Annotated in this window: 21 protein-coding genes; 8 read left to right on the top strand and 13 right to left on the bottom strand. The window is 74.1% G+C overall.

What is annotated here, in order from left to right:
* Positions 1-17: 17 nt before the first annotated feature.
* Positions 18-1,484, top strand: coding sequence for an alpha,alpha-trehalose-phosphate synthase (UDP-forming) (locus ABEB06_RS21640; RefSeq protein ID WP_345698528.1), 1,467 nt, complete (start codon positions 18-20; stop codon positions 1,482-1,484).
* 32 nt (positions 1,485-1,516) lie between these two features.
* On the opposite strand, the gene otsB is transcribed toward ABEB06_RS21640, so the two are convergent.
* From otsB to ABEB06_RS21620, 4 genes are all read right to left on the bottom strand, one after another.
* The gene (gene otsB / locus ABEB06_RS21635) at positions 1,517-2,365 is read right to left on the bottom strand and encodes a trehalose-phosphatase (RefSeq protein ID WP_345698526.1); all 849 of its coding nucleotides are present in this window, start codon (positions 2,363-2,365) and stop codon (positions 1,517-1,519) included.
* 53 nt (positions 2,366-2,418) lie between these two features.
* Entirely contained in the window at positions 2,419-2,646 is a 228-nt protein-coding gene (locus ABEB06_RS21630; protein WP_345698525.1) for a DUF3263 domain-containing protein, read from the bottom strand.
* A gap of 9 nt (positions 2,647-2,655) precedes the next feature.
* Positions 2,656-3,918, bottom strand: a complete 1,263-nt coding sequence (locus tag ABEB06_RS21625) for an extracellular solute-binding protein (protein WP_345698524.1) — start codon at positions 3,916-3,918, stop codon at positions 2,656-2,658.
* Between the two features lie 124 nt (positions 3,919-4,042).
* Positions 4,043-4,837, bottom strand: a complete 795-nt coding sequence (locus tag ABEB06_RS21620; RefSeq protein WP_345698523.1) for a DeoR/GlpR family DNA-binding transcription regulator — start codon at positions 4,835-4,837, stop codon at positions 4,043-4,045.
* 200 nt (positions 4,838-5,037) lie between these two features.
* Between ABEB06_RS21620 and ABEB06_RS21615 the strand changes: the two genes are divergently transcribed.
* The 4 genes from ABEB06_RS21615 (at position 5,038) to ABEB06_RS21600 (ending at position 9,146) form a co-directional block, all read left to right on the top strand.
* Complete coding sequence (locus ABEB06_RS21615) at positions 5,038-5,958, top strand: SIS domain-containing protein (protein WP_345698522.1); 921 nt, start codon at positions 5,038-5,040, stop codon at positions 5,956-5,958.
* A gap of 145 nt (positions 5,959-6,103) precedes the next feature.
* Complete coding sequence (locus tag ABEB06_RS21610; protein ID WP_345698521.1) at positions 6,104-7,036, top strand: ROK family protein; 933 nt, start codon at positions 6,104-6,106, stop codon at positions 7,034-7,036.
* On the top strand, positions 7,033-8,208 hold the full coding sequence (gene nagA / locus ABEB06_RS21605; RefSeq protein WP_345698520.1) for an N-acetylglucosamine-6-phosphate deacetylase: 1,176 nt from the start codon (positions 7,033-7,035) through the stop codon (positions 8,206-8,208). Before ABEB06_RS21610 ends, nagA begins: the two co-directional genes overlap by 4 nt.
* 74 nt (positions 8,209-8,282) lie before the next feature.
* Positions 8,283-9,146, top strand: a complete 864-nt coding sequence (locus ABEB06_RS21600) for a class II fructose-bisphosphate aldolase (protein ID WP_345698519.1) — start codon at positions 8,283-8,285, stop codon at positions 9,144-9,146.
* On the opposite strand, the gene ABEB06_RS21595 is transcribed toward ABEB06_RS21600, so the two are convergent.
* The gene (locus ABEB06_RS21595) at positions 9,124-10,026 is read right to left on the bottom strand and encodes a carbohydrate-binding protein (RefSeq protein WP_345698518.1); all 903 of its coding nucleotides are present in this window, start codon (positions 10,024-10,026) and stop codon (positions 9,124-9,126) included. The two genes, ABEB06_RS21600 and ABEB06_RS21595, sit on opposite strands and share 23 nt — an antisense overlap.
* Positions 10,027-10,105: 79 nt before the next feature.
* Positions 10,106-11,977: a GGDEF domain-containing protein gene (locus ABEB06_RS21590; protein WP_345698517.1), complete on the bottom strand. Its 1,872-nt coding sequence runs from the start codon at positions 11,975-11,977 to the stop codon at positions 10,106-10,108.
* Between the two features lie 336 nt (positions 11,978-12,313).
* Here ABEB06_RS21590 and ABEB06_RS21585 point away from each other — a divergent pair, with 336 nt between their 5' ends.
* Positions 12,314-12,847: a flavin reductase family protein gene (locus ABEB06_RS21585; protein WP_425559670.1), complete on the top strand. Its 534-nt coding sequence runs from the start codon at positions 12,314-12,316 to the stop codon at positions 12,845-12,847.
* 9 nt (positions 12,848-12,856) lie between these two features.
* Here ABEB06_RS21585 and arfB read toward each other — a convergent pair whose 3' ends face one another.
* Positions 12,857-13,288, bottom strand: coding sequence for an alternative ribosome rescue aminoacyl-tRNA hydrolase ArfB (gene arfB, locus ABEB06_RS21580; RefSeq protein WP_345698515.1), 432 nt, complete (start codon positions 13,286-13,288; stop codon positions 12,857-12,859).
* Between the two features lie 103 nt (positions 13,289-13,391).
* Here arfB and ABEB06_RS21575 point away from each other — a divergent pair, with 103 nt between their 5' ends.
* Both ABEB06_RS21575 and ABEB06_RS21570 read left to right on the top strand, forming a co-directional pair.
* Positions 13,392-13,880: a hypothetical protein gene (locus ABEB06_RS21575; protein ID WP_345698514.1), complete on the top strand. Its 489-nt coding sequence runs from the start codon at positions 13,392-13,394 to the stop codon at positions 13,878-13,880.
* A gap of 83 nt (positions 13,881-13,963) precedes the next feature.
* Positions 13,964-14,539 (top strand): TerD family protein, encoded by a 576-nt coding sequence (locus tag ABEB06_RS21570; RefSeq protein WP_345698513.1) that lies wholly within the window; start codon positions 13,964-13,966, stop codon positions 14,537-14,539.
* A gap of 82 nt (positions 14,540-14,621) precedes the next feature.
* On the opposite strand, the gene ABEB06_RS21565 is transcribed toward ABEB06_RS21570, so the two are convergent.
* From ABEB06_RS21565 to folP, 6 genes are all read right to left on the bottom strand, one after another.
* Positions 14,622-15,743, bottom strand: a complete 1,122-nt coding sequence (locus tag ABEB06_RS21565; RefSeq protein ID WP_345698512.1) for a hypothetical protein — start codon at positions 15,741-15,743, stop codon at positions 14,622-14,624.
* A 105-nt stretch (positions 15,744-15,848) separates the two neighbouring features.
* Positions 15,849-16,346, bottom strand: a complete 498-nt coding sequence (locus ABEB06_RS21560) for a DUF3180 domain-containing protein (protein WP_345698511.1) — start codon at positions 16,344-16,346, stop codon at positions 15,849-15,851.
* 120 nt (positions 16,347-16,466) lie between these two features.
* A complete protein-coding gene (gene folK, locus ABEB06_RS21555) occupies positions 16,467-17,066 on the bottom strand; it encodes a 2-amino-4-hydroxy-6-hydroxymethyldihydropteridine diphosphokinase (RefSeq protein WP_345698510.1) in 600 nt (199 codons plus the stop codon).
* Positions 17,067-17,117: 51 nt separating this feature from the next.
* A complete protein-coding gene (gene folB / locus ABEB06_RS21550; RefSeq protein WP_345701932.1) occupies positions 17,118-17,477 on the bottom strand; it encodes a dihydroneopterin aldolase in 360 nt (119 codons plus the stop codon).
* A 196-nt stretch (positions 17,478-17,673) separates the two neighbouring features.
* Positions 17,674-18,171 carry a nuclear transport factor 2 family protein gene (locus ABEB06_RS21545; protein WP_345698509.1) on the bottom strand — a complete coding sequence of 166 codons (498 nt, stop codon included), beginning with the start codon at positions 18,169-18,171 and terminating at the stop codon, positions 17,674-17,676.
* A 2-nt stretch (positions 18,172-18,173) separates the two neighbouring features.
* Entirely contained in the window at positions 18,174-19,034 is an 861-nt protein-coding gene (gene folP, locus ABEB06_RS21540; RefSeq protein ID WP_345698508.1) for a dihydropteroate synthase, read from the bottom strand.
* Positions 19,035-19,062 lie beyond the last annotated feature (28 nt).

Here is a 19,062-nt window from a genome sequence, read left to right as displayed (position 1 = left end):
CCGGCAAGGTTGGCTGTATGGCCGATCTCGCGTCCGAACGTTCGAACCAGCCCGGCTCCGCCCCGATCCTGGTGGCCTCCAACCGCGGGCCGGTGTCCTTCATCAGCGAGGACGACGGCTCGCTGACCCTGCGCAGAGGCGGTGGCGGCCTGGTATCCGGGCTGTCCGCGATCGACGACCCGTCCGCGGTCTGGGTGTGCGCCGCGCTCTCCGAGGGCGACCGGCAGGCCGCCCGGCAGGCGCCCGACGGGCGGCTCGACCTGGCCGGCCACGACGTCGGCGGGCAGGCCGTCCGGATGCTGGACATCGACCCGGGCACCTTCGCCCGCGCCTACAACGGCGTCGCCAACTCCACCCTGTGGTTCGTCCACCACCTGCTGTACGACACCCCGACCACGCCGAACTTCGACGACCGCTTCCGCCGCGAGTGGGAGTCCTACACCGCCTACAACGCCGCCTTCGCCGAGGCGCTGGCCGCCGAGGCGGCCCCCGGCGCCGCCGTCCTGGTCCAGGACTACCACCTGTCGCTCGCCCCGGCCCTGCTCCGCGAGCTCCGCCCGGACCTGCGGATCGGCCACTTCTCGCACACCCCGTGGGCCCCGCCGGAGTACTACCGGCTGCTGCCCGACGACGTCGCCGCCGCCGTGCTCACCGGCATCCTCGGCGCCGACCGGGCCGGCTTCCTGACCAGGCGCTGGGCGCTGGCCTTCGCCGACTGCTGCGAGAGCGTGCTCGGCGCCGAGGTCGACCGCGAGGCGCTCACCGTCACGTACGGCGGCCGCACCACCGCGCTCGGCGTGCACGCCCTCGGTGCGGACGCCGACTTCCTGCGCGAGCGCGCCCACCGCGCCGACGTGGACGCCCGGCTCGCCGCCCTGCGCGAGGCGGTCGGCGAGCGCCGCACCGTCGTCCGGGTCGACCGCACCGAGCTGAGCAAGAACATCGTCCGCGGCCTGCTCGCCTACCGGCACCTGCTGCGCACCCGGCCCGAGTGGCAGGACCGGGTGGTGCACATCGCCTTCGCCTACCCCTCCCGGCACGACCTGCCGGAGTACCGCGAGTACACCGCCGCGGTCCAGCGGATCGCCCACGAGATCAACGACGAGTTCGGCACGGCGACCTGGCAGCCGCTGATCCTGCACGTCAACGACGACTTCCCGCGCTCGCTGGCCGCCTACCGGCTGGCCGACGTGGCGCTGGTCAACCCGATCCGGGACGGCATGAACCTGGTCGCCAAGGAGATCCCGGTGGTCTCCGACGACGGTTGCGCGCTGGTGCTGTCCCGGGAGGCCGGCGCCTTCGCCGAGCTCGCCGAGGACGCGATCACCGTCAACCCGTACGACGTGATCGCCACCGCGGACGCCCTGCACGCCGCGCTCACCATGCCCTCGGCGGAGCGGGCCGACCGGACCAAGCGGCTGGCCGCCGCGGCGACCGCGCTGCCGCCGCAGCAGTGGTTCCTGGACCAGCTCGCCGCGCTCTGACACCGGCTCGGCCCGCCCCCGACGGGCCGGGCTCAACGCGCCCGGATCAGCTCCGCCAGACCGCTCAGCAGCTCCACCACGCCGGCCGGGCCGGGCACCACGACGTCCGCCCGGTCGGCGAGTTCGCGCACCGGCGGCTCACCGGTGACCGGCCCGCTGCACACCAGCAGCGCCGGCAGGCCCTCGGCCCGCCGCCGCTCGACCGCCGCGTACGCGGGCAGGTCGCCGAGGTCGTCCCCGGCGTAGACCACCGGGCCCGGTCCGCGCTCGGCCAGGTAGCCGGTGAGCGCGGCGCCCTTGTCCACGCCCGGCGGGCGCAGCTCCAGCACCATCCGGCCGGGCTCCACGATCAGCGCGTGCCGCTCGGCGAGCTCCGCCAGCGGGGCGCGCAGCAGGTCCAGTGCCGCGTCCGGGTCGGCGGTGCGGCGGGTGTGCACGCCCAGGGCGCGGCCCTTGTCCTCCACCCAGGTGCCCTCGGGCGCGCCCGCCCGCGCCAGCGCGGCGGGCAGCTCCGCCCGCACCCCGGCCACCCCCGGGTGCACCTCCGGCGCCACCACCTCGCCGGTGGCGGCCTCCCAGCGCTCGGCGCCGTACTGGCCGAGCACGGTGAGGCGCTCCAGCCCGGGGACGTCCGCCAGCCCTCCGTACTCCACCGCCACGGCCGCCGGCCGGCCGGTCACCACGACCACCGAGTCGACCAGCGGGGCCAGCGCGGCCAGGGCCGCCGCGGCGCCCGGGTGCGCCCGCGCGGACGCCGGGTCGGCCACGATCGGCGCCAGCGTCCCGTCGAAGTCCAGTGCCACCACCGTCCGCGACGGCTGTGCCACCACCCCGGCCACCCCGTCCCGCCCGGCGGCCGTCATGCCCTCTGGAATACCCATGCACCGACAGTAAGCCCGGAGGGCCGTCCTCCGGGCGCAGGGGGCCGGGAGGCCTACCGGCTCCGGCGCTTGGCCTCCCTGACCCGCCGTAGGCGGTTGACCAGGACGGGGTCGTGGGCGAGTGCTTCCTCCCGGTCGAGCAGGGCGCCGAGCAGCTGGTAGTACCGGGTGGCCGAGATTCCCAGCTCCTCCCGGATCGCCCGCTCCTTGGCGCCCGTCGTCCGCCACTGCCGCGCCTCCAGCGCGAGCACGGCGAGGTCACGCTCACTCAGCCCAGCCATGGGCCGAGCCTATCGCCGGACCTTGCCCGCCTCGGCGGCCGCCACTCCCTGCAGGTCGGCCAGCGCCTTGTCGCCGTCGGGCCGGACGGCGGCGCCGATCTTCTGCTTGACCAGCACGCTGACCTTGTCCCACGAGGGGTCGCCGAGCGGGTAGAAGTTGGCGTTCGGCAGGGCGTTCAGGAACTCGCTCAGGTCCTGGTGGTTGCCGCTGCCGGTCATCTCGGCGCGGGTGTCCTGGGTGACGGGCAGCAGGTTGTACTGCTCGTCGAACTTGAGCGTGTTCTCCTTCTGGTAGACGAAGTTGAGGAACTTCTTGATCTGCGCCTTGTGGCCGTTGGCCTTGAAGGCCATGATCCAGTCGGCGACGCCGAGGGTGCTGGGCTTGGCCGCCGCGTCCCGGCGCGGGATGGCGGCCGTGCCGTAGTCGATCTTCGAGTCGATCGCCTTGCGGACCAGGCCCGGGTGCCCGTTGAGCATGGCGACCTTGCCGGCGGCGAAGTCGGCGAACGCGGTCTTGCGGTCGACCGTCCCGGGGTCGGCGTAGGTGAGCTTCCGGTCCACCAGGTTGGTCCGCAGCCAGCTGAAGGTGGCCCGGTTCTGCGGCGAGTCGATGGTGTAGTTGCCGGCGTTGTCGGCGAGCGAGCCGCCGCCGCTCATGGTCCAGATCATCGACTCGCCCTGGGCCTCCTCGGGCCCGAGCGGCAGCGCGTACGGGGTGACCCCGGGCACCTTCGCCTTGATCAGCTCGGCGTCCTTGCGCAGCTCGTCCCAGGTGACCGGCGGCGCGGTGATGCCGGCCTTCTGGAAGACCGCCTTGTTGTAGACGAACACCCGGGTGGAGGCGACGAACGGGATGCCGTACTGGCTGCCGAAGACCTGGCCGGCCTTGGAGAAGGCGTCCAGCATGTTGACCTGGGTGTCGATCGACAGCACGTCGCCGGCCGGGTAGAGGCGCTCGGCGGCGACCTGGTCGGCGTAGCCGCCGGTCTGCACGATGTCGGGCGTCTTGCCGGCGGCGATCAGCTCGCCGACCCGCTTGTCGATGTCGGTCCAGCTGACCGTCTCGACCTTGACCTTGATGCCCGGGGTGGCCGCCTGGAAGCGCTGGACCACGTCGTCCCAGTAGTGGCTGGTGCTGTTGGCCTCGCTGTCGCCGTAGTCGGCGGCCACCATCCGCAGGGTGACGTCACCGCCGTCACCGGTGAGCGTGCCGCATCCGGCGAGCAGCAGCGAGCCGGCGAGGACGCACGGGAGCAGCACAGATCTGTTCAAAAGAACCGCCTCACGGGAAAGGTAGCGGCGGCCACCCTCCCAGCCGGGCCCCCAGTGGTCCAGACCTGTAATGCGGGAAGTTATCGAAGTGTCAGTCGACGTTGCATCAGGTGCAACGCACCGGTCACGCGATGATCACCTCGACGCCGGCCTCGGTGAAGGCGTCGGCGAGTTCCTCGCTTACGCCCTCGTCGGTGACCAGGGCGTCCACCTGCTCGACCCCGCAGATCCGGGCGAAGGCGCGGTGGCCGAGCTTGGAGGAGTCCGCCGCGACCACCACCCGCCGGGCGCGTTCGGCCAGCAGCCGGTTCACGCTGGCCTCGCCCTCGTGGTGGGCGGTCGCGCCGTGCTCGACGTCCAGCGCGTCGACGCCCAGCACCGTGACGTCCAGGGCGAGTTCGCCGAGCACCAGGCTGGCCAGCGGCCCGATCAGCTCGTACGACTGCGGCCGGGCGACGCCGCCGGTGACCACGATCTTCACCTGCGGACGGACGGTCAGCTCGTTGGCGATGTTGAGCGCGTTGGTGACCACCGTCAGGCCCTGGCCGGGGCCGCCCTCGGGCCGCTCGGTGAGTTCGGGGCGCACCGCGAGCGCCCGGGCCACCTCGGTGGTGGTGGTCCCGCCGTTGAGCCCGACCACCTCGCCGGGCGAGATCAGGCCGGCGACGGCGGCGCCGATCCGCTGCTTGGCGTCCGCGTTGCGCGCGGTCTTGTAGCGCAGCGGCAGGTCGTAGGAGACGTTGTGGGCGACCGCGCCGCCGCGGGTGCGGGTGACCATCTGCTGGCGGGCCAGCTGGTCGAGGTCGCGGCGGATGGTCGCGGCGGAGACGCTCAGCGCCTCGGCGGCCTCCTCGACCTCCAACTTGCCGTGCTCGGTCAGCAGTTCCAGCAGTGCGTTCCACCGCTCATACCTGGACACGGGCGTCGCCCCTCCTGCGCACTCACCGCGCGGGACCGCGCGAAACACGCACAGCTTTGCACATGCGCACCCCCGTCCGCCCCGTTTCCGAGCGCCGGACCCCCCACCCATTGCGCAATCGTGCTCGAAACGGCTATAAATCAATCAGCTTTACGCAGCTATGGATCTCACCCGAGGGAACCGCGAAGGAGCCCGTACCCATGCCGCACCCCTCTCTGACCGGCGAGGAGATCGCCACCCAGCCCGCCGACTGGCGCACCGCGGCCTCCCAGGCCGTCGCCTCGGCCGCCGACCTGCCGCAGCGCGGCGAGCGCGTGGCCGTGGTCGGCTGTGGCACCTCGTGGTTCATGGCGCAGGCGTACGCCGTGCTGCGCGAGACCGGCGGCCACGGCGAGACCGACGCCTTCGCCGCCTCGGAGTTCCCGGCCGGCCGCACCTACGACCGCGTGCTGGCGATCACCCGCTCCGGCACCACCACCGAGGTGCTGCGGCTGCTCTCCGAAGTGAAGGCGCCGAGCACCGCGATCACCGCGTGCGTGGACCAGCCGGTCGCCGCGGTCGCCGACCGCCTGGTCGACCTGGGCTTCGCCGACGAGCGCTCGGTCGTGCAGACCCGCTTCGCCACCACGGTGCTCGCCCTGCTGCGGGCCCACCTGGAACTGGAGGGCGCGCTGCCCGCCGGGGTGGGCAGCGCGGCCCGGGCGGCGCTGGACGCCGAGCAGGCGGTGGCCTGGCAGGTGCCGGCCGAGCTGCTGGCCTGCGAGCAGTTCACCTTCCTCGGCGCCGGCTGGACCAACGGCCTGGCCCAGGAGGCCGGGCTGAAGATGCGCGAGGCCGCGCTGGCCTGGACCGAGGCGTACCCGGCGATGGAGTACCGGCACGGTCCGATCTCGATCACCGCCCCGGGCCGCGCGGTCTGGTCGCTGGGCGAGCCGCCGCAGGGCCTGGCGGACGACATCGCCGCGGCCGGCGGCCTGCTGGTGGCCGGTTCGGGCACCGGCGGACTGGACCCGCTGGCCGACCTGGTCCGGATCCAGAAGCTGGCCGTCGCCCTGGCCGAGAGCCGGGGGATCAACCCGGACCAGCCGCGCAACCTGACCCGTTCGATCATCCTCGGCTGATCCACCCGATCGGTAAGGATTGTTGTCCAAGGATCCACAAACCGACCAGGAGCTACCACAACAGGACGAATATCACCCCCATGGAATAGACCAATCGAGCAACTGGACTAGACCTCTCCGACCTGGCCAAGGGAAACTGTCCCCCGTGAAGCACGTCATCGCACTCGATGTAGGCGGCACCGGCATGAAGGCCGCGCTGGTCGCCCAGGACGGCTCCGTGCTGTTTGAAGCACGCCGACCGACCGGGCGGGAGCACGGCACGGAAGCCGTCGTCGCCACCATCCTCGACTTCGCCGCCGACCTGGCGGACGAGGGCCGCGCCCGCTTCGGGTGCGCGCCGCTCGCCGCGGGCGTCGCCGTGCCGGGGACGATCGACGAGAAGAACGGGATCGCGGTCTTCTCCGCCAACCTCGGCTGGCGGGACCTGCCGATGCGCAAGCTGCTCGGCGAGCGCCTCGGCGGCCTGCCGGTCGCCCTCGGCCACGACGTCCGCTCCGGCGGGCTGGCCGAGGGACGGATCGGTGCCGGCCGGGGTGTCGACCGCTTCCTGTTCATCGCGCTGGGCACCGGCATCGCCGGCGCCATCGGCATCGAGGGACGGATCGAGGCCGGCGCCCACGGCTACGGCGGGGAGATCGGCCACGTCGTGGTCCGCCCCGGCGGCCCGAAGTGCGGCTGCGGTGCCTCGGGCTGCCTGGAGACGCTGGCCTCGGCCTCCGCGGTCTCCCGGGCCTGGGCCGAGGCCAGCGGCGACCCGGACGCGGACGCGGCGGCCTGCGCCGCCGCGGTCGACTCCGGCGACCCGAGGGCGCTCGCGGTCTGGCGGAACGCGGTGGACGCGCTCGCCGACGGCATCGTGCTGGCCCAGAGCCTGCTCGACCCGTCGACGGTGATCGTCGGCGGCGGGCTGGCGGAAGCCGGTGACACGCTCTTCACGCCCCTGCGCGCCGCGGTGTCGGAGCGGCTGACCTTCCAGATGCCCCCGAAGGTCGTACCGGCCATGCTCAAAGACACCGCCGCATCCCTCGGCGCGGGTCTGCTCGCCTGGGATCTGCTCTCCATGGAGGTGACCGCGTGACAACCGCGGACCGCAAAGCATTCGCCGGAGCCCGTCTGGTGCTGCCGGGTGGCGTCGTCGAGCACGGCCGGATCTCCGTCGAGGGCTCGCGCATCGCGGGCCTCGGCGGCGAGCCGGAGCCGGGCGACCTCGACCTCACCGGGTACACCGTCGTTCCTGGCTTCGTCGACCTGCACGTGCACGGCGGCGGCGGCGCCTCGTACGCCTCCGGCATCGCCGAGGAGGCGCTCACGGCGGCGCGCACCCACCTCGCGCACGGCACCACCACCACCATCGCCTCCACCGTCACCGGGGAGATCGACGAGGTGTGCCGGCAGGCCGCGGTCCTGTCCGAACTGGTCGAGGACGGGGTGCTGGCGGGCATCCACTTCGAGGGGCCGTTCATCTCGCACAACCGGTGCGGCGCCCACCGCCCCGACCTGCTGCGCGACCCGGACCCGGCGCTGGTGCGCAAGCTCGCCGACGCCGCCCGCGGCCACGCGAAGATGTTCACCCTCGCCCCCGAGCTGCCCGGCGGCCTGGAGTCGGTCCGGATGCTCTCCGACCTCGGCATCATCGCCGCCGTCGGCCACACCGACTCCGACTACGACCTGACGCTCGCCGCGGTCGACGCCGGTGCCACCGTCGCCACCCACCTGTTCAACGCGATGCCGGGCATCCAGCACCGCGCGCCCGGCCCGATCGTCGCCCTGCTGGAGGACGAGCGGGTCACCGTCGAGCTGATCAACGACGGCATCCACCTGCACCCCTCGGTGCTGGAGCTGGCGTACGGCACGGCCGGCGCCGAGCGGGTCGCGCTGATCACCGACGCCATGGGCGCGGCCGGGATGGGCGACGGGCTCTACCCGCTCGGCCCGCTCCAGGTCCGGGTCGAGAACGGCGTCGCGCGGCTGGTCGAGGGCGGCTCCATCGCCGGCTCCACCCTCACCCTCGACGTCTCGTTCCAGCGGGCCGTCAACGTCCTGGGCCTCTCGCTGAACCAGGCCGTCACCTCCCTGTCCACCGTCCCGGCGCGGCTGCTCGGCCTGTCGGACTCCATCGGCTCCCTGGAGGCAGGCAAGAACGCCGACCTCGTCGTGCTCGACTCCGAAACCCTCGACCTCGTCGCGGTGATGCGCCGCGGCGAGTGGATCGTCGGCGCGGACCGCCTCACCAGGGCCCACGCGGCCTGAGCCCTCCCCGTCCTGCCGGGAGGGTGAGCAGCGGATTCACCTGCGCCTCGCTACTCACCTTCCCGGGGACACCCATGCCTCTCGCCCGTACCTCCGAGCTGCTCGCCGACGCCGTCGCCGCCCGCACCGGACTGCCCGCCTTCAACGTCATCACCCTGGAGCACGCCGAGGCCATCGCCACCGGCGCCGAGGACGCCGGCACTCCGGTGATCCTCCAGATCAGCCAGAACGCCGTCGGCTTCCACGGCGGCCGGCTGCTGCCGATCGCCCGGGCCTGCGCCGAGGTGGCCGCCGCCGCCCGCGTCCCGGTCTCGCTCCACCTGGACCACGTCGAGGACCTCGACCTGCTGCGGGCCGCGCCCGCCGCCGGCTTCTCCTCCGCGATGTTCGACGCCTCGCACCTACCGCACCACGAGAACGTCAAGGCCACCGCCGAGGCCGCCGACTGGGCGCACCGGCACGGCCTGCACCTGGAGGCCGAGCTGGGCCGGGTCGGCGGCAAGGACGGGGCCGCGCCGCTGTCCGCGCACGCCCCCGGCGCCCGGACCGACCCGGACGAGGCGGCCGCCTACGTCGCCGACACCGGGGTGGACGCGCTGGCCGTCGCGGTCGGCTCCTCGCACGCGATGACCGCGCGCACCGCCTCCCTCGACCACGGCCTGATCGGCCGGCTGGCGGCCGCCGTGCCGGTGCCGCTGGTGCTGCACGGCAGCTCCGGCGTGCCGGACGGCGAGCTGGCCGCGGCGGTCGCCGCCGGCATGGTGAAGATCAACATCGGGACGGCGCTCAACCTGGCCTTCACCCCGGCCGTCCGGGCCCACCTGGCCGGCGACCCGGCCGTCACCGACCCGCGCAAGTACCTCGACCCGGGCCGCCGGGCGATGGCCGCCACGGTGGCCCACCTGGCCGGGGTGGTCACTTCGTCGGGTAGGAGTTGACCCCCATCCCGGTCAGCGCCACCTGGTCCAGCAGGACCGAGCCGCCGCTCCCGGCGGGCAGGGACACCGTGAGGGTGTTCGTGCCCGCCTGCAGCTGCGGCCATATGTTCGTGGAGAACCAGGCCTGGGCCGGGTCGGTGTTGCCCTTCGAGTAGTTCTTGAAGGTGACGCCGCCCTCGCGGTCCTGCCCGTTGACGGCGACCGCCGCTGGGAGGTCGCCGCCGGTGTTGTTGAAGTGCAGCCAGAACTTGTACTGCCCGGCGGCCGGCACGCTCACCGTCCAGGTCACCGTGGAGCCCGGCTGCAGCGTGAGGTAGCCGCCGTCCGCCGAGACCGCGCCCTTGACGGCGTTGCCCGGGGCGGCGCCCTGCGCCTGCAGCTTGCCGGCGTCGGCCACCGGGTCGGTCGAGGCCGTGGCGCTCGCCGAGGCGGACGCGGAGGCCGAGGCCTGGGGGCTGGGCTGGGCCGGGGCGCTGGAGTGCCCGCCGCCCGCCGACGGCTTGCCGTCCGGGTCACCGGTGGACAGCGCGATGCCCGCGCCGATCGCTATGGCCGCGACCACCGCGACCGCGCCGATCACCGCGGCCTTGCCGCGCCCGCCGCCGGGCCGCTCCTCGCCCGGCTGCGGCCGGGAGCGCTCGGCGTACCGGGACTGCTGCGGCACCGCCATGGTGGGCGCCTCCGGCGGCGCCGGCCGGGCGTACGCCGGCTGCGCGGGCCGGTCGTAGCTGGCCCGTCCGACCTCCATCGGGCGGCTGTACGAGCTGCGCGGACGGTCGCCCGGCGCCTCGCCCTCGGCGGGGCGGTACAGGTACGCGAAGGGGTCCTCGTCGCCCGCGCTCTCGGGCGCGTCGTTGCTGCCGGCCGTGGTCACGGTCAACTCCCCAGTCCTGGACGCTCGTACCCAGGGCACCCTACCTGCCGTCCCCGACGGCGGGAAAAGCCGGTCAGCGCGGCGCTTAGCCCGCTCGGCGGTGTGAACGCTCCCCCCGCGCGCCCCTCACCGCTCCTCCACGCGCCCGCTTCTCGTCGTACATGCGCTCGTCGGCCGCCTGCAGCACCTCGTCGATGGACATCCCGCAGCCCGCCCAGCCGATGCCCAGGCTGACGCCGACCCGCATCGCCCGGTTGTCGATCCGCATCGGCGGGATGATCGCGTTGCGCAGCCGGCCCGCGAGGTCCTTGGCCTCCTCGCGGCCGATGCCGTCGGCCAGCACCACGAACTCGTCGCCGCCCATCCGGGCCACCGTGTCGCCCTCGCGGACGACCTGCTGGAGCCGCCGGGCGACCTCGATCAGCACCGCGTCGCCGGCGTTGTGGCCGAAGCGGTCGTTGACCGACTTGAAGCCGTCGAGGTCGCAGAAGAGCACCGCCAGGCCCTTGTCGGACGGCGGCGGCCCGCCGCGCCGGCCCCACAGCTCGCCGGCGGGCCCGTCCGCCGGGACCACCGCGTGCACGTGGTCGGCCGGGGAGCCGCTGTAGCGCAGCACGTGCCCGGCGGCGAACGCCTCCCGGTCGCGGTCCAGGGCGTCGTCACGGCCCGCGTAGCCGTGCGCGGAGGGTCCGGGCACCGCCAGACCGTCGTAGGCGCTGTGCGCGCTGTAGGAGGCGCTCTGGTAGCCCTGCGGGGCCATCGCGGGCGGGCCGGCGGGGGCGGCGTGGCCGCCGTGCTCCGGGTGGCTCCCGTGGCCGCCGTGCCCCGCGTACGCCGGTTCGCCCGCCGGGGCGCCGCCGCCGACCGGCTGCGGCAGGTTGCACAGCCGCCGGCCGAGCCGGGCCCGCAGCTCGGCGCCGTTCGGCAGGCCGGTCAGCGCGTCGTGGCTGGCCCGGTGGGCCAGCTGCAGCTCGTGCCGCTTGCGGTCCTCGATGTCCTCGACGTGGGTGAGCAGGAAGCTCGGGCCCTCGGTGGCGTCGGCCACCACCGAGTTGCGCAGGCACACCCACTGGTAACCGCCGTCCCGGCGGGACAGCCGCAGCTCCGCGCGGCCGCCCTCGGCGCTGGTGCGGCGCAGCAGCTCCAGGTCGTCGGGGTGGACCAGGTCGGCGAAGCGCTGCTGGCGCAGGGTGGCGCGGGGGCGGCCGAGCAGCCGGCAGAGCGCGTCGTTGACCCGGGTCAGCTGGCCCATCGCGTCGCCGTGCAGCTCGGTGATGGCCATCCCGCTGGGCGCGTACTCGAACGCCTGGCGGAAGCTCTCCTCGCTGGCCCGCAGCGCCTGCTGCTCCTTCTCCAGCCGGGCCAGGGCGCGCTGCATCTCGGCCCGCAGCCGGGCGTTGCCGATCGCGATGGAGGCCTGCAGGGAGAACATCTCCAGCGCCTCGCGGGTCCACGCGCCGGGCCGCTTGCCGCTGCGCGGGCGGTCCACCGAGAGCACGCCGAGCAGGTCGCCGCCGGCGCTGTACATCGGGGCGAGCAGGACGTCCTGCGGGTGCCAGTCGTTGGAGTAGACGGGCAGCGGGCCGTCGCCGGTCCACACCGGGATGTCGGTGCCCACCGCCCAGCCCCGGTCGAAGGGGAGGAAGCGCAGGGTGCCCCAGTGGTCGCTGACGCTCAGCATCCGCTCCCAGGACTCGCGGGAGCCGACCTGGCCGAGCAGCACCGCCGGCCCGCCGAACGCGCTCTCCTCGATCTCCCAGACCGCCGCCACCACCAGGTCGCCGTCCGGCCGCACCAGGCTGACCGCCGCCGCGTCGAACCCGAGCCCGTGCACCGCGCCCTCGACCACCGCCTGGAGCGTGCCGGCCAGGCTCCGGGCAGCGTTGAGGTCCGCCACGACCCGGTGCAAGGTGCGGAGGGTCGCGAGGCGGACGTAGGGCTCCGACTCGGCTTCCATGCGGGGGCTCCCCGGCTGCTTCGGATAGGTCTTGATGGTTATCGTCCGATTGCCAGAAGAACTGAATCACAGGGAGCACTGCGATCGGCACGCTCGGTCAGCAATAGGTAGCCACTGTGACTCAAATCACACAATGTGCACGCCAGCAAACTGCGCAGTACCTGCGAATACCAGGGCAATCCCTGACACCGGACCACCTTCTGGTCGGCCCGCCGCGAGCCGGACTCAAGCCGTGCTCACTCCTGAGAGTGATGGGGCGCCCGGGACCAGCGGCCGAGCGGTCCTACGACCAGGGCCCGATACCGGGAGCCCCGGACGGCGACTACGGTGCGGTACGTGTACAGCTCCCCGCAGCCCTCCTCCGCCGCCGCCTCCGCGACACCCGACGAGTTCCGCGCCGCCCTCGGCCAGCTCGCCTCCGGGGTGTCCCTGGTCACCTGTCACGACCCCGAGGACGGCGAGGACGTCGGGATGACGGCGACCTCGTTCCTCTCGGTGTCGCTGGAGCCGCCGCTGGTGCTGGTCTCGGTCCGCGAGGACTCCCGGATGGACGAGCTGCTCGCCCGCACCGACACCTGGGCCGTCTCCCTGCTCGGCGAGGAGCACCGCCCGCTCGCCTCCCGCTTCGCGATGAAGGGCCGGCTCAGCGACCGCCTGCTGTTCGCCGACGCGCCGCACCGCCGCGGCCCGCACACCGGCGCCCCGCTGATCACCGGCGCCCTGGCCACCGTCGAGTGCCGCACCGAGCAGCGGATCCCGGCCGGCGACCACACCCTCGTCCTCGGCCGCGTCCTGGAGGCGCACGTCACCGGGGCCGGCACCGGCCCGCTGCTCTACTTCCGCGGGGCGTACCGGCAGCTGGGGAGCTGAGCCGGGCGCTCAGAAGTCCTTGACCCGTCCCCGGGTCTGCTTCAGGCCCGCGCGCCGGCGCTTGTCGTCCAGCCGCCGCTCGACCATGCCGCGGCTCGGCTTGGTGGCCCGCCGGGCCTTCGGCGGCGGGGCGGTCGCCTCGCCGAGCAGCGACGCCAGCCGGGCCGCCGCGACCTCGCGGTTGCGCCACTGCGAGCGGTGCTCCGAGGCCCGGACGACCAGCACCCGCCCGTCCACCAGCCTTCCTGCGAGCCGCTCCAGGGCGCGCTCCTTCCACACCGGGGGCAGCGCCTGGGACGCCGCCAGGTCGTACCGCAGCTCGACCTGGGTGTCCGAGGTGTTGACGTGCTGGCCGCCGGGGCCGGAGGAACGGGAGAAGCGCCAGACGAGCTCGGCGTCAGGGACGACCACCGACCCCCGCACGCGTATGGGCTCAGTCATGCGCCCATCATCCCGCCGACCGGCACCCGGGTCACCCGGTTAACCCGGTAGACCCCGACCACCCGGTCAACGGGAACCCCCGCGCACCGCGACAATGACCGGTGTGATCGAGCTCGGATACTCCCTCTCCAACCGCTTCCCCGACCCGCCGCAGACGGACTACCGCACCGCGCCGGTCCGCACCCTGCGCCACGACCTGTTCTGCGGGGACGTCTACCTGGACGTGGAGGGCGAGGAGTTGGCCACCCGGTGGGCGTGGGTGCCGGTGCTCGACTTCGCCTGGGCGCTGTGCGACATCGTCGAGGAGCTCGACCTCGACCCCCGGGGCAGCCGCTCGGCGACGGTGCGCACCGCCGACCTGGACTTCACCCAGAACACCGAGCTGCTGCGGTTCGCGCGCCGGTTCGGCCTGGTGGAGGTCTCGGCGACCTGGCTGCCCGACGCGGAGCCGCTGGTGGTGCGTCACGCGGACCTGCGCCGGGAGTCCCGCGACTTCCTCCAGGACGTCCTCGCCGACCTGACCGACCTGCACGAGGGGCTCGCCGACAACCCCCACATCTGGACCGTCCAGGGCCGTTTCCCGAGAATCTGACCAAGAACCCGCCGTACCGGTGGAACCATGGACCCGTCTGCCGGCGTTCTTCCGGCAAAAGCGACGAAGGGACACCACAGACCATGCCAGTGAGCCTCTCCAAGGGTGGCAACGTTTCGCTGACCAAGGAGGCCCCCGGCCTGACCGCGGTCACCGTCGGCCTCGGCTGGGACGTCCGGACCACCACCGGCGCCGAGTTCGACCTGGACGCCAGCGCGATCGTGCTCAACAACGACGGCAAGGTGTACTCCGACCGTCACTTCGTCTTCTTCAACAACACCGCCACGCCGGACAACACCGTCGTCCACACCGGTGACAACCGCACCGGCGAGGGCGCGGGCGACGACGAGCAGATCAACGTCAACCTCGCCGGGCTGCCCGCCGACGTCACCCGGATCACCTTCCCGGTGTCGATCTACGACGCGGTCACCCGCGGCCAGAGCTTCGGCCAGGTCCGCAACGCGTACATCCGCGTGCTGAACGCCGCCGGCGGCGCCGAGATCGCCCGCTACGACCTCTCCGAGGACGCGGCCACCGAGACCGCCATGATCTTCGGCGAGCTCTACCGCAACGGCGAGGAGTGGAAGTTCCGCGCCATCGGCCAGGGCTACGCCTCCGGCCTGGTCGGCATCGCCCAGGACTTCGGCGTCAACGTCTGACCACCGCCCCGCAACGGGTGATGCCCCGGTCCCCCTCGCGGGGGCCGGGGCATCGGCGTACCGACGGCGGGTCAGGAACCGCTCAGGAGCGGCCCGCCCGCAGCTCCGGGAGCTCCAGCAGCTCGGTCTCGTCGTGCGGGGTCAGGTCGACCACCTCGGGCGCCGCCTGCGGCTCGCTGCGCTGGTGCGCCGGGGCCTGCTCGACCGCCTGGTGCTCGGGGGTGCCGCCGTCGGCCGGCCGCAGGGCGGCCTCGGCCGCGTAGCGCTCGCTGTCGGCCACCGCCTCGTCGCCCACCACGTCCGCCAGGTCGCCCACCGCCGGAGCCGGCGCGGCCGCCCGGAGCGCCGCCCGCGCCGTGCCCGGGCGCCCGAAGAAACTGAAGTTGCCGCCCCGCGGCCGGTGCACCGCCGCCGCCGGGGCGGACGCCGGGGACGCCTGCGCGGGCAGCGCGCGCGGCTGCGACGGCGCCTGCGGCTGCGCCGCGGGCATCGGGGTCACCACGGCGGAGGCGGGCGCCACCGGACGCAGGCCCGGGTGCACCGGCTGCAGGGTGGGCCCGGCAGCCGGCTCGGCCGCCTTCGCCGCCTGGCCGGCCGGCACCGGCTGCGGCATCTTCGGCCGCAGCTCCAGCTGCGCCCGCTGGTCGCTCTCCCGGCGCGCCTCGTCGACCACCGCCCGGCGCTCCAGGTGCCGCAGCGCGGCCGCCGCCCGGACGTACGCGGCCGGGCTGGCCGGGTGCTTGGGCCGGGCCGCCTCCAGCGCCTTCTGGACCGCCTCGGCCTCCTTCAGCGCCTGCTCCGCCACCATCACGGCGCGCTCGCGCAGCAGCCGGGCGATCTCCGTCTCCGCCTTCGCCAGCCGCGACTTCTCGGCCGTCAGCCGGCGGCCGAAGCGGGTCGCCCGCTCCTCGGCGACCTCGGCCGCGTACTCGGCCTCGGCGAGCTGCTCCTCGAAGCGCTCCTCGGAGCGCAGCCGGCGCACCATCGCCAGCTGCGCCGCCGTCCGCGCGGCCTTGTCGCGCTGGCGCAGCAGGACGCCCAGGCCGACCGCCGCGACCACCGCCGCGACGCCGACCGAGCGGGCCACGAGCGGATCCGGACTGGCGACCAGCGCGGCCAGCGCCGCGACGATCAGCACACCGGTGGCGACCGGGGGCAGGGACCGGCCCAGGAGGGAGGAGTGACGGTGGCGTCCGCGAGACATGCCAAGAAACTAGCGTGCGAATTGGTGCCCTGTCAGCCTGGACACTCATTCAGCTCTTGACAGTCCGTCGGAACTACGAGCCGTGACCGGGCTCTCACCCGGCGCTCAGCGCGCCGAGGGCGCCGCGCCGCGGGGCCGCCGCGGGTCGTCGTGGTCCTCGGGGAGCTTGCAGATGTGCTGCAGCCACAGGCCGACCGCCATCACCGCCGCGCCCGCCAGGACCGCCAGGCCGGCGGTGATCGCCTGGTCCCGGCGCGCCGGCACGTCGAGCTGGCCGAGCAGGACGACGCCGATGCCGCCGTACAGCCCGGTCACCACGGCGGCCACCAGGGCGCTGGCCTGGCCGAGCACCAGGGCCCGTGCGGCCGCCAGCGGATCGACCCGCTTCGCACCGGGCTGCCGCTCCCGCATCGCCTTCAACCGGGCCCGCAGCGAGATCGCCACGGCGAGCAGCACCACCGCGACGGCCGCGAGCACGATCGGCGCGTACGCGGGCACGCCGGGCATGGTGCCCAGCGAGTCCCAGAGTCTGGCACCGCCCCAGGCCAGCACCCCGGTCACGCCGGTGACGGCCAGCAGCAGACGGAGACGGATCGGCTTCACGCGGACGAGGTCCTTCCCGACGGACACCACGGCTGGGACCAGGCCACCGTACCGGCCCGGCCCCGTCCCCTCTCTCGTACGGCCCTGCCGCCGCCGAAGTTCCCGGGGCAGGGCGGACGGCTACTCGGGCAGGCGCAGCTGGAGGTCGGCGCGCAGCCGCACGCCCTGCCCGTCGGCGCCGCCGAGGCCCTTCAGCAGCTCGGCGACCGGGCCGTGCCCGGGCACCTCGGCGGCCGGGTCGGCGTCCAGCCAGGGGGCGAGCACGAAGGCCCGCTCGTGGGCGCGCGGGTGCGGCAGCAGCAGGTGCGGGTCGTCGCTGAGGACGCCCTCGTAGTCGAGGATGTCGACGTCCAGGGTGCGCGGGCCCCAGCGGACCTCGCGGACCCGGCCGAAGGCGTCCTCGACGGCGTTGGCGCGCTCCAGCAGGTCGACCGGCGGCAGGGAGGTGCGCAGCACGGCGACGGCGTTGAAGTAGCTCGGCTGGTCCGCGGGGCCGCCTACGGCGTCGGTCTCGTACACGGCGGAGAGCGCGGTCACCCGGACCCCGGGGGTGTCCGCCAGCGCGTCCACGGCGCCCTGGAGGGTCTCCAGGCGGTTGCCCAGGTTGGAGCCGAGCGCCACGACGGCGTGCCGGGTGGTGTGCAGGGTGGATTCGGCAGTGTCCACCCGGCGCTCCAGGTCGAACGTGGTCGGCGAGGCGGTCGGGTCACTGGTTGCCATGGAATTCCCTCTGCTCGGTGCTGCGCGGCTCGGCCCGGTCGTGTGCGCCGTTCAGGCGCGGCCCCGGTGGATGGTGATGGTGACGTCGTCGAAGGGGACGGTGATCGGGGCGTCCGGCTTGTGCACGGTGACCTCGACCTCCTGCACCGCCTCGTGCTTCAGGCACTGGTCGGCGATCCGCTGGGCGAGGGTCTCGATCAGGTCGACCGGGTCGCCGGCGATGACCGCGGTGGCCTCCTCGGCGATGATCCCGTAGTGCGCGGTGCGGCTCAGGTCGTCGCCCTCGGCGGCGGGCCGGGTGTCGAGGAAGAGCACCAGGTCGACCACGAAGGTCTGGCCCTCCAGGCGCTCGCGCTCGAAGACGCCGTGGTGGCCTCGGGCCCGCAGGCCCCGCAGGGTGACGCGGTCCAGCAAACGAATCACTGCTCCCAGATGACGTCCCCCGCCCGTCCCCGGGCAGGGTGAACGGCGGGCACCGTCGCCCGCCGTCCCCCGAATCTACCCGCGGCCGCGGACATCACCGGACCGCCTCCCCGGCCGCGCCCGTGGCCGGGGGCGCCGATTCGGCACTTGACGCCGCGCGCCGGCCGGCTCCCGGGCGCCGGGTTCAGTCCTCGTCGTCCTCGTCGTCGTCGCCGCTGGTCAGCACCGGCGATCCGTGGTGCGACCAGAGCTTCCACCCCTGCGGGGTACGCCGGAAGAGGTTGCTGGAGACCACCTTCCCGCCGACCAGCGGGCCGAGTTCGCCCTCCTCCTCGGGCTCGCCGCCGGAGAGGATGTTCTCGGTGCAGGTGACCAGGGCCACATCGCCGAACAGCTCGACCTCGACGTCGGTCAGGAAGAACTGGATGTACTCGGTGTTCGCCATGATCAGCATGTACGACCGGGTCACCTGGGCCCGGCCGCGCAGGACCGGCCACCCGGGGTGGACGCAGACCACCCCGCCCTTGTCGTCGGCGTGCTCCGGGCCGAGCCAGATCGACTCGACGGCTTCCGGGTCGCCGTTCTCCAGGGCCTCGTAGAAGGCCTGGTTGGCCGCGATGACCGCCTCGCGGTCGGCCTCGGTGCCGGCCGCGCGGTCGTTGCCGCTGACTGCCTCTGCCACGCCTACCCCCTCTGTGCCGCCCGCTGCCAGGCCGCGACCACCCGAACGGCGTCCGCCGTGCCGGCGACGTCGTGCACCCGGACGGCCCAGGCGCCGGCCTGGGCCGAGAGCACCGAGACGGCCGCCGTGGCGTCGTCGCGCTGCCGGGCCGGGCGCGGCTCCCCGGTTTCCGGGTTGGCGAGCAGCGTACCCAGGAAGCGCTTGCGCGAAGCGGCCACCAGGACGGGCCGCCCGAGCGCGGTGAGCGCGGGGAGCCGGCCGAGCACCGCCCAGTTGTGCTCGGAGGTCTTGGCGAAGCCCAGGCCCGGGTCCAGGATCAGCTGCTGCTCCTTGACCCCCGCGGCGAGCAGGGCGTTCATCCGGTCGGTGAGTTCGCCGACCACGTCGGCCACCACGTCCTCGCCGTAGACCGCGAGGCGCTCCATGTCGGCGGACTGGCCGCGCCAGTGCATCACCACGAACGGCACGCCGGCGGCGGCGACCACCCCGGCCATCGCCGGGTCGGCGAGGCCGCCGGAGACGTCGTTGACCAGCCGGGCGCCGGCCGCGACGGCCTGCTCGGCGACAGCCGCCCGCATGGTGTCCACCGAGACCACCACGCCGGCCGCGGCGAGCTCCCGGACCACCGGGATCACCCGGCGCAGCTCCTCCTGCTCGGTGACCCGCCGTGCGCCGGGCCGGGTGGACTCGCCGCCGACGTCGACCAGGTCGGCCCCCCGGGCGGTCAGGTCCAGGCCGTGCGCGACGGCCTTCGCCGGGTCCAGCCACAGCCCGCCGTCCGAGAAGGAGTCGGGCGTGACGTTGACCACACCCATCACGGCGCAGCGGTCGAGGTCGGGCAGGCCGGGGAGGGAAGAGCTCATGCGTCCATTATCGGACGCCTCCCCGGGG

Source organism: Kitasatospora terrestris, assembly GCF_039542905.1.
Taxonomy (GTDB): Bacteria; Actinomycetota; Actinomycetes; order Streptomycetales; family Streptomycetaceae; genus Kitasatospora; species Kitasatospora terrestris.
Note: the sequence above shows the minus strand (reverse complement) of the source record. Positions and strands in the feature narration are given on the sequence as shown.

What these genes read in the sequence shown, in the direction of transcription:
- ABEB06_RS21640 (WP_345698528.1), top strand. Translation starts at nt 18, where the DNA reads ATGGCCGATCTCGCGTCCGAACGTTCGAACCAGCCCGGCTCCGCCCCG.
- otsB (WP_345698526.1), bottom strand. Translation starts at nt 2,365, where the DNA reads ATGGGTATTCCAGAGGGCATGACGGCCGCCGGGCGGGACGGGGTGGCC.
- ABEB06_RS21630 (WP_345698525.1), bottom strand. Translation starts at nt 2,646, where the DNA reads ATGGCTGGGCTGAGTGAGCGTGACCTCGCCGTGCTCGCGCTGGAGGCG.
- ABEB06_RS21615 (WP_345698522.1), top strand. Translation starts at nt 5,038, where the DNA reads ATGCCGCACCCCTCTCTGACCGGCGAGGAGATCGCCACCCAGCCCGCC.
- ABEB06_RS21600 (WP_345698519.1), top strand. Translation starts at nt 8,283, where the DNA reads ATGCCTCTCGCCCGTACCTCCGAGCTGCTCGCCGACGCCGTCGCCGCC.
- ABEB06_RS21590 (WP_345698517.1), bottom strand. Translation starts at nt 11,977, where the DNA reads ATGGAAGCCGAGTCGGAGCCCTACGTCCGCCTCGCGACCCTCCGCACC.
- arfB (WP_345698515.1), bottom strand. Translation starts at nt 13,288, where the DNA reads ATGACTGAGCCCATACGCGTGCGGGGGTCGGTGGTCGTCCCTGACGCC.
- ABEB06_RS21570 (WP_345698513.1), top strand. Translation starts at nt 13,964, where the DNA reads ATGCCAGTGAGCCTCTCCAAGGGTGGCAACGTTTCGCTGACCAAGGAG.
- ABEB06_RS21565 (WP_345698512.1), bottom strand. Translation starts at nt 15,743, where the DNA reads ATGTCTCGCGGACGCCACCGTCACTCCTCCCTCCTGGGCCGGTCCCTG.
- folK (WP_345698510.1), bottom strand. Translation starts at nt 17,066, where the DNA reads ATGGCAACCAGTGACCCGACCGCCTCGCCGACCACGTTCGACCTGGAG.
- folP (WP_345698508.1), bottom strand. Translation starts at nt 19,034, where the DNA reads ATGAGCTCTTCCCTCCCCGGCCTGCCCGACCTCGACCGCTGCGCCGTG.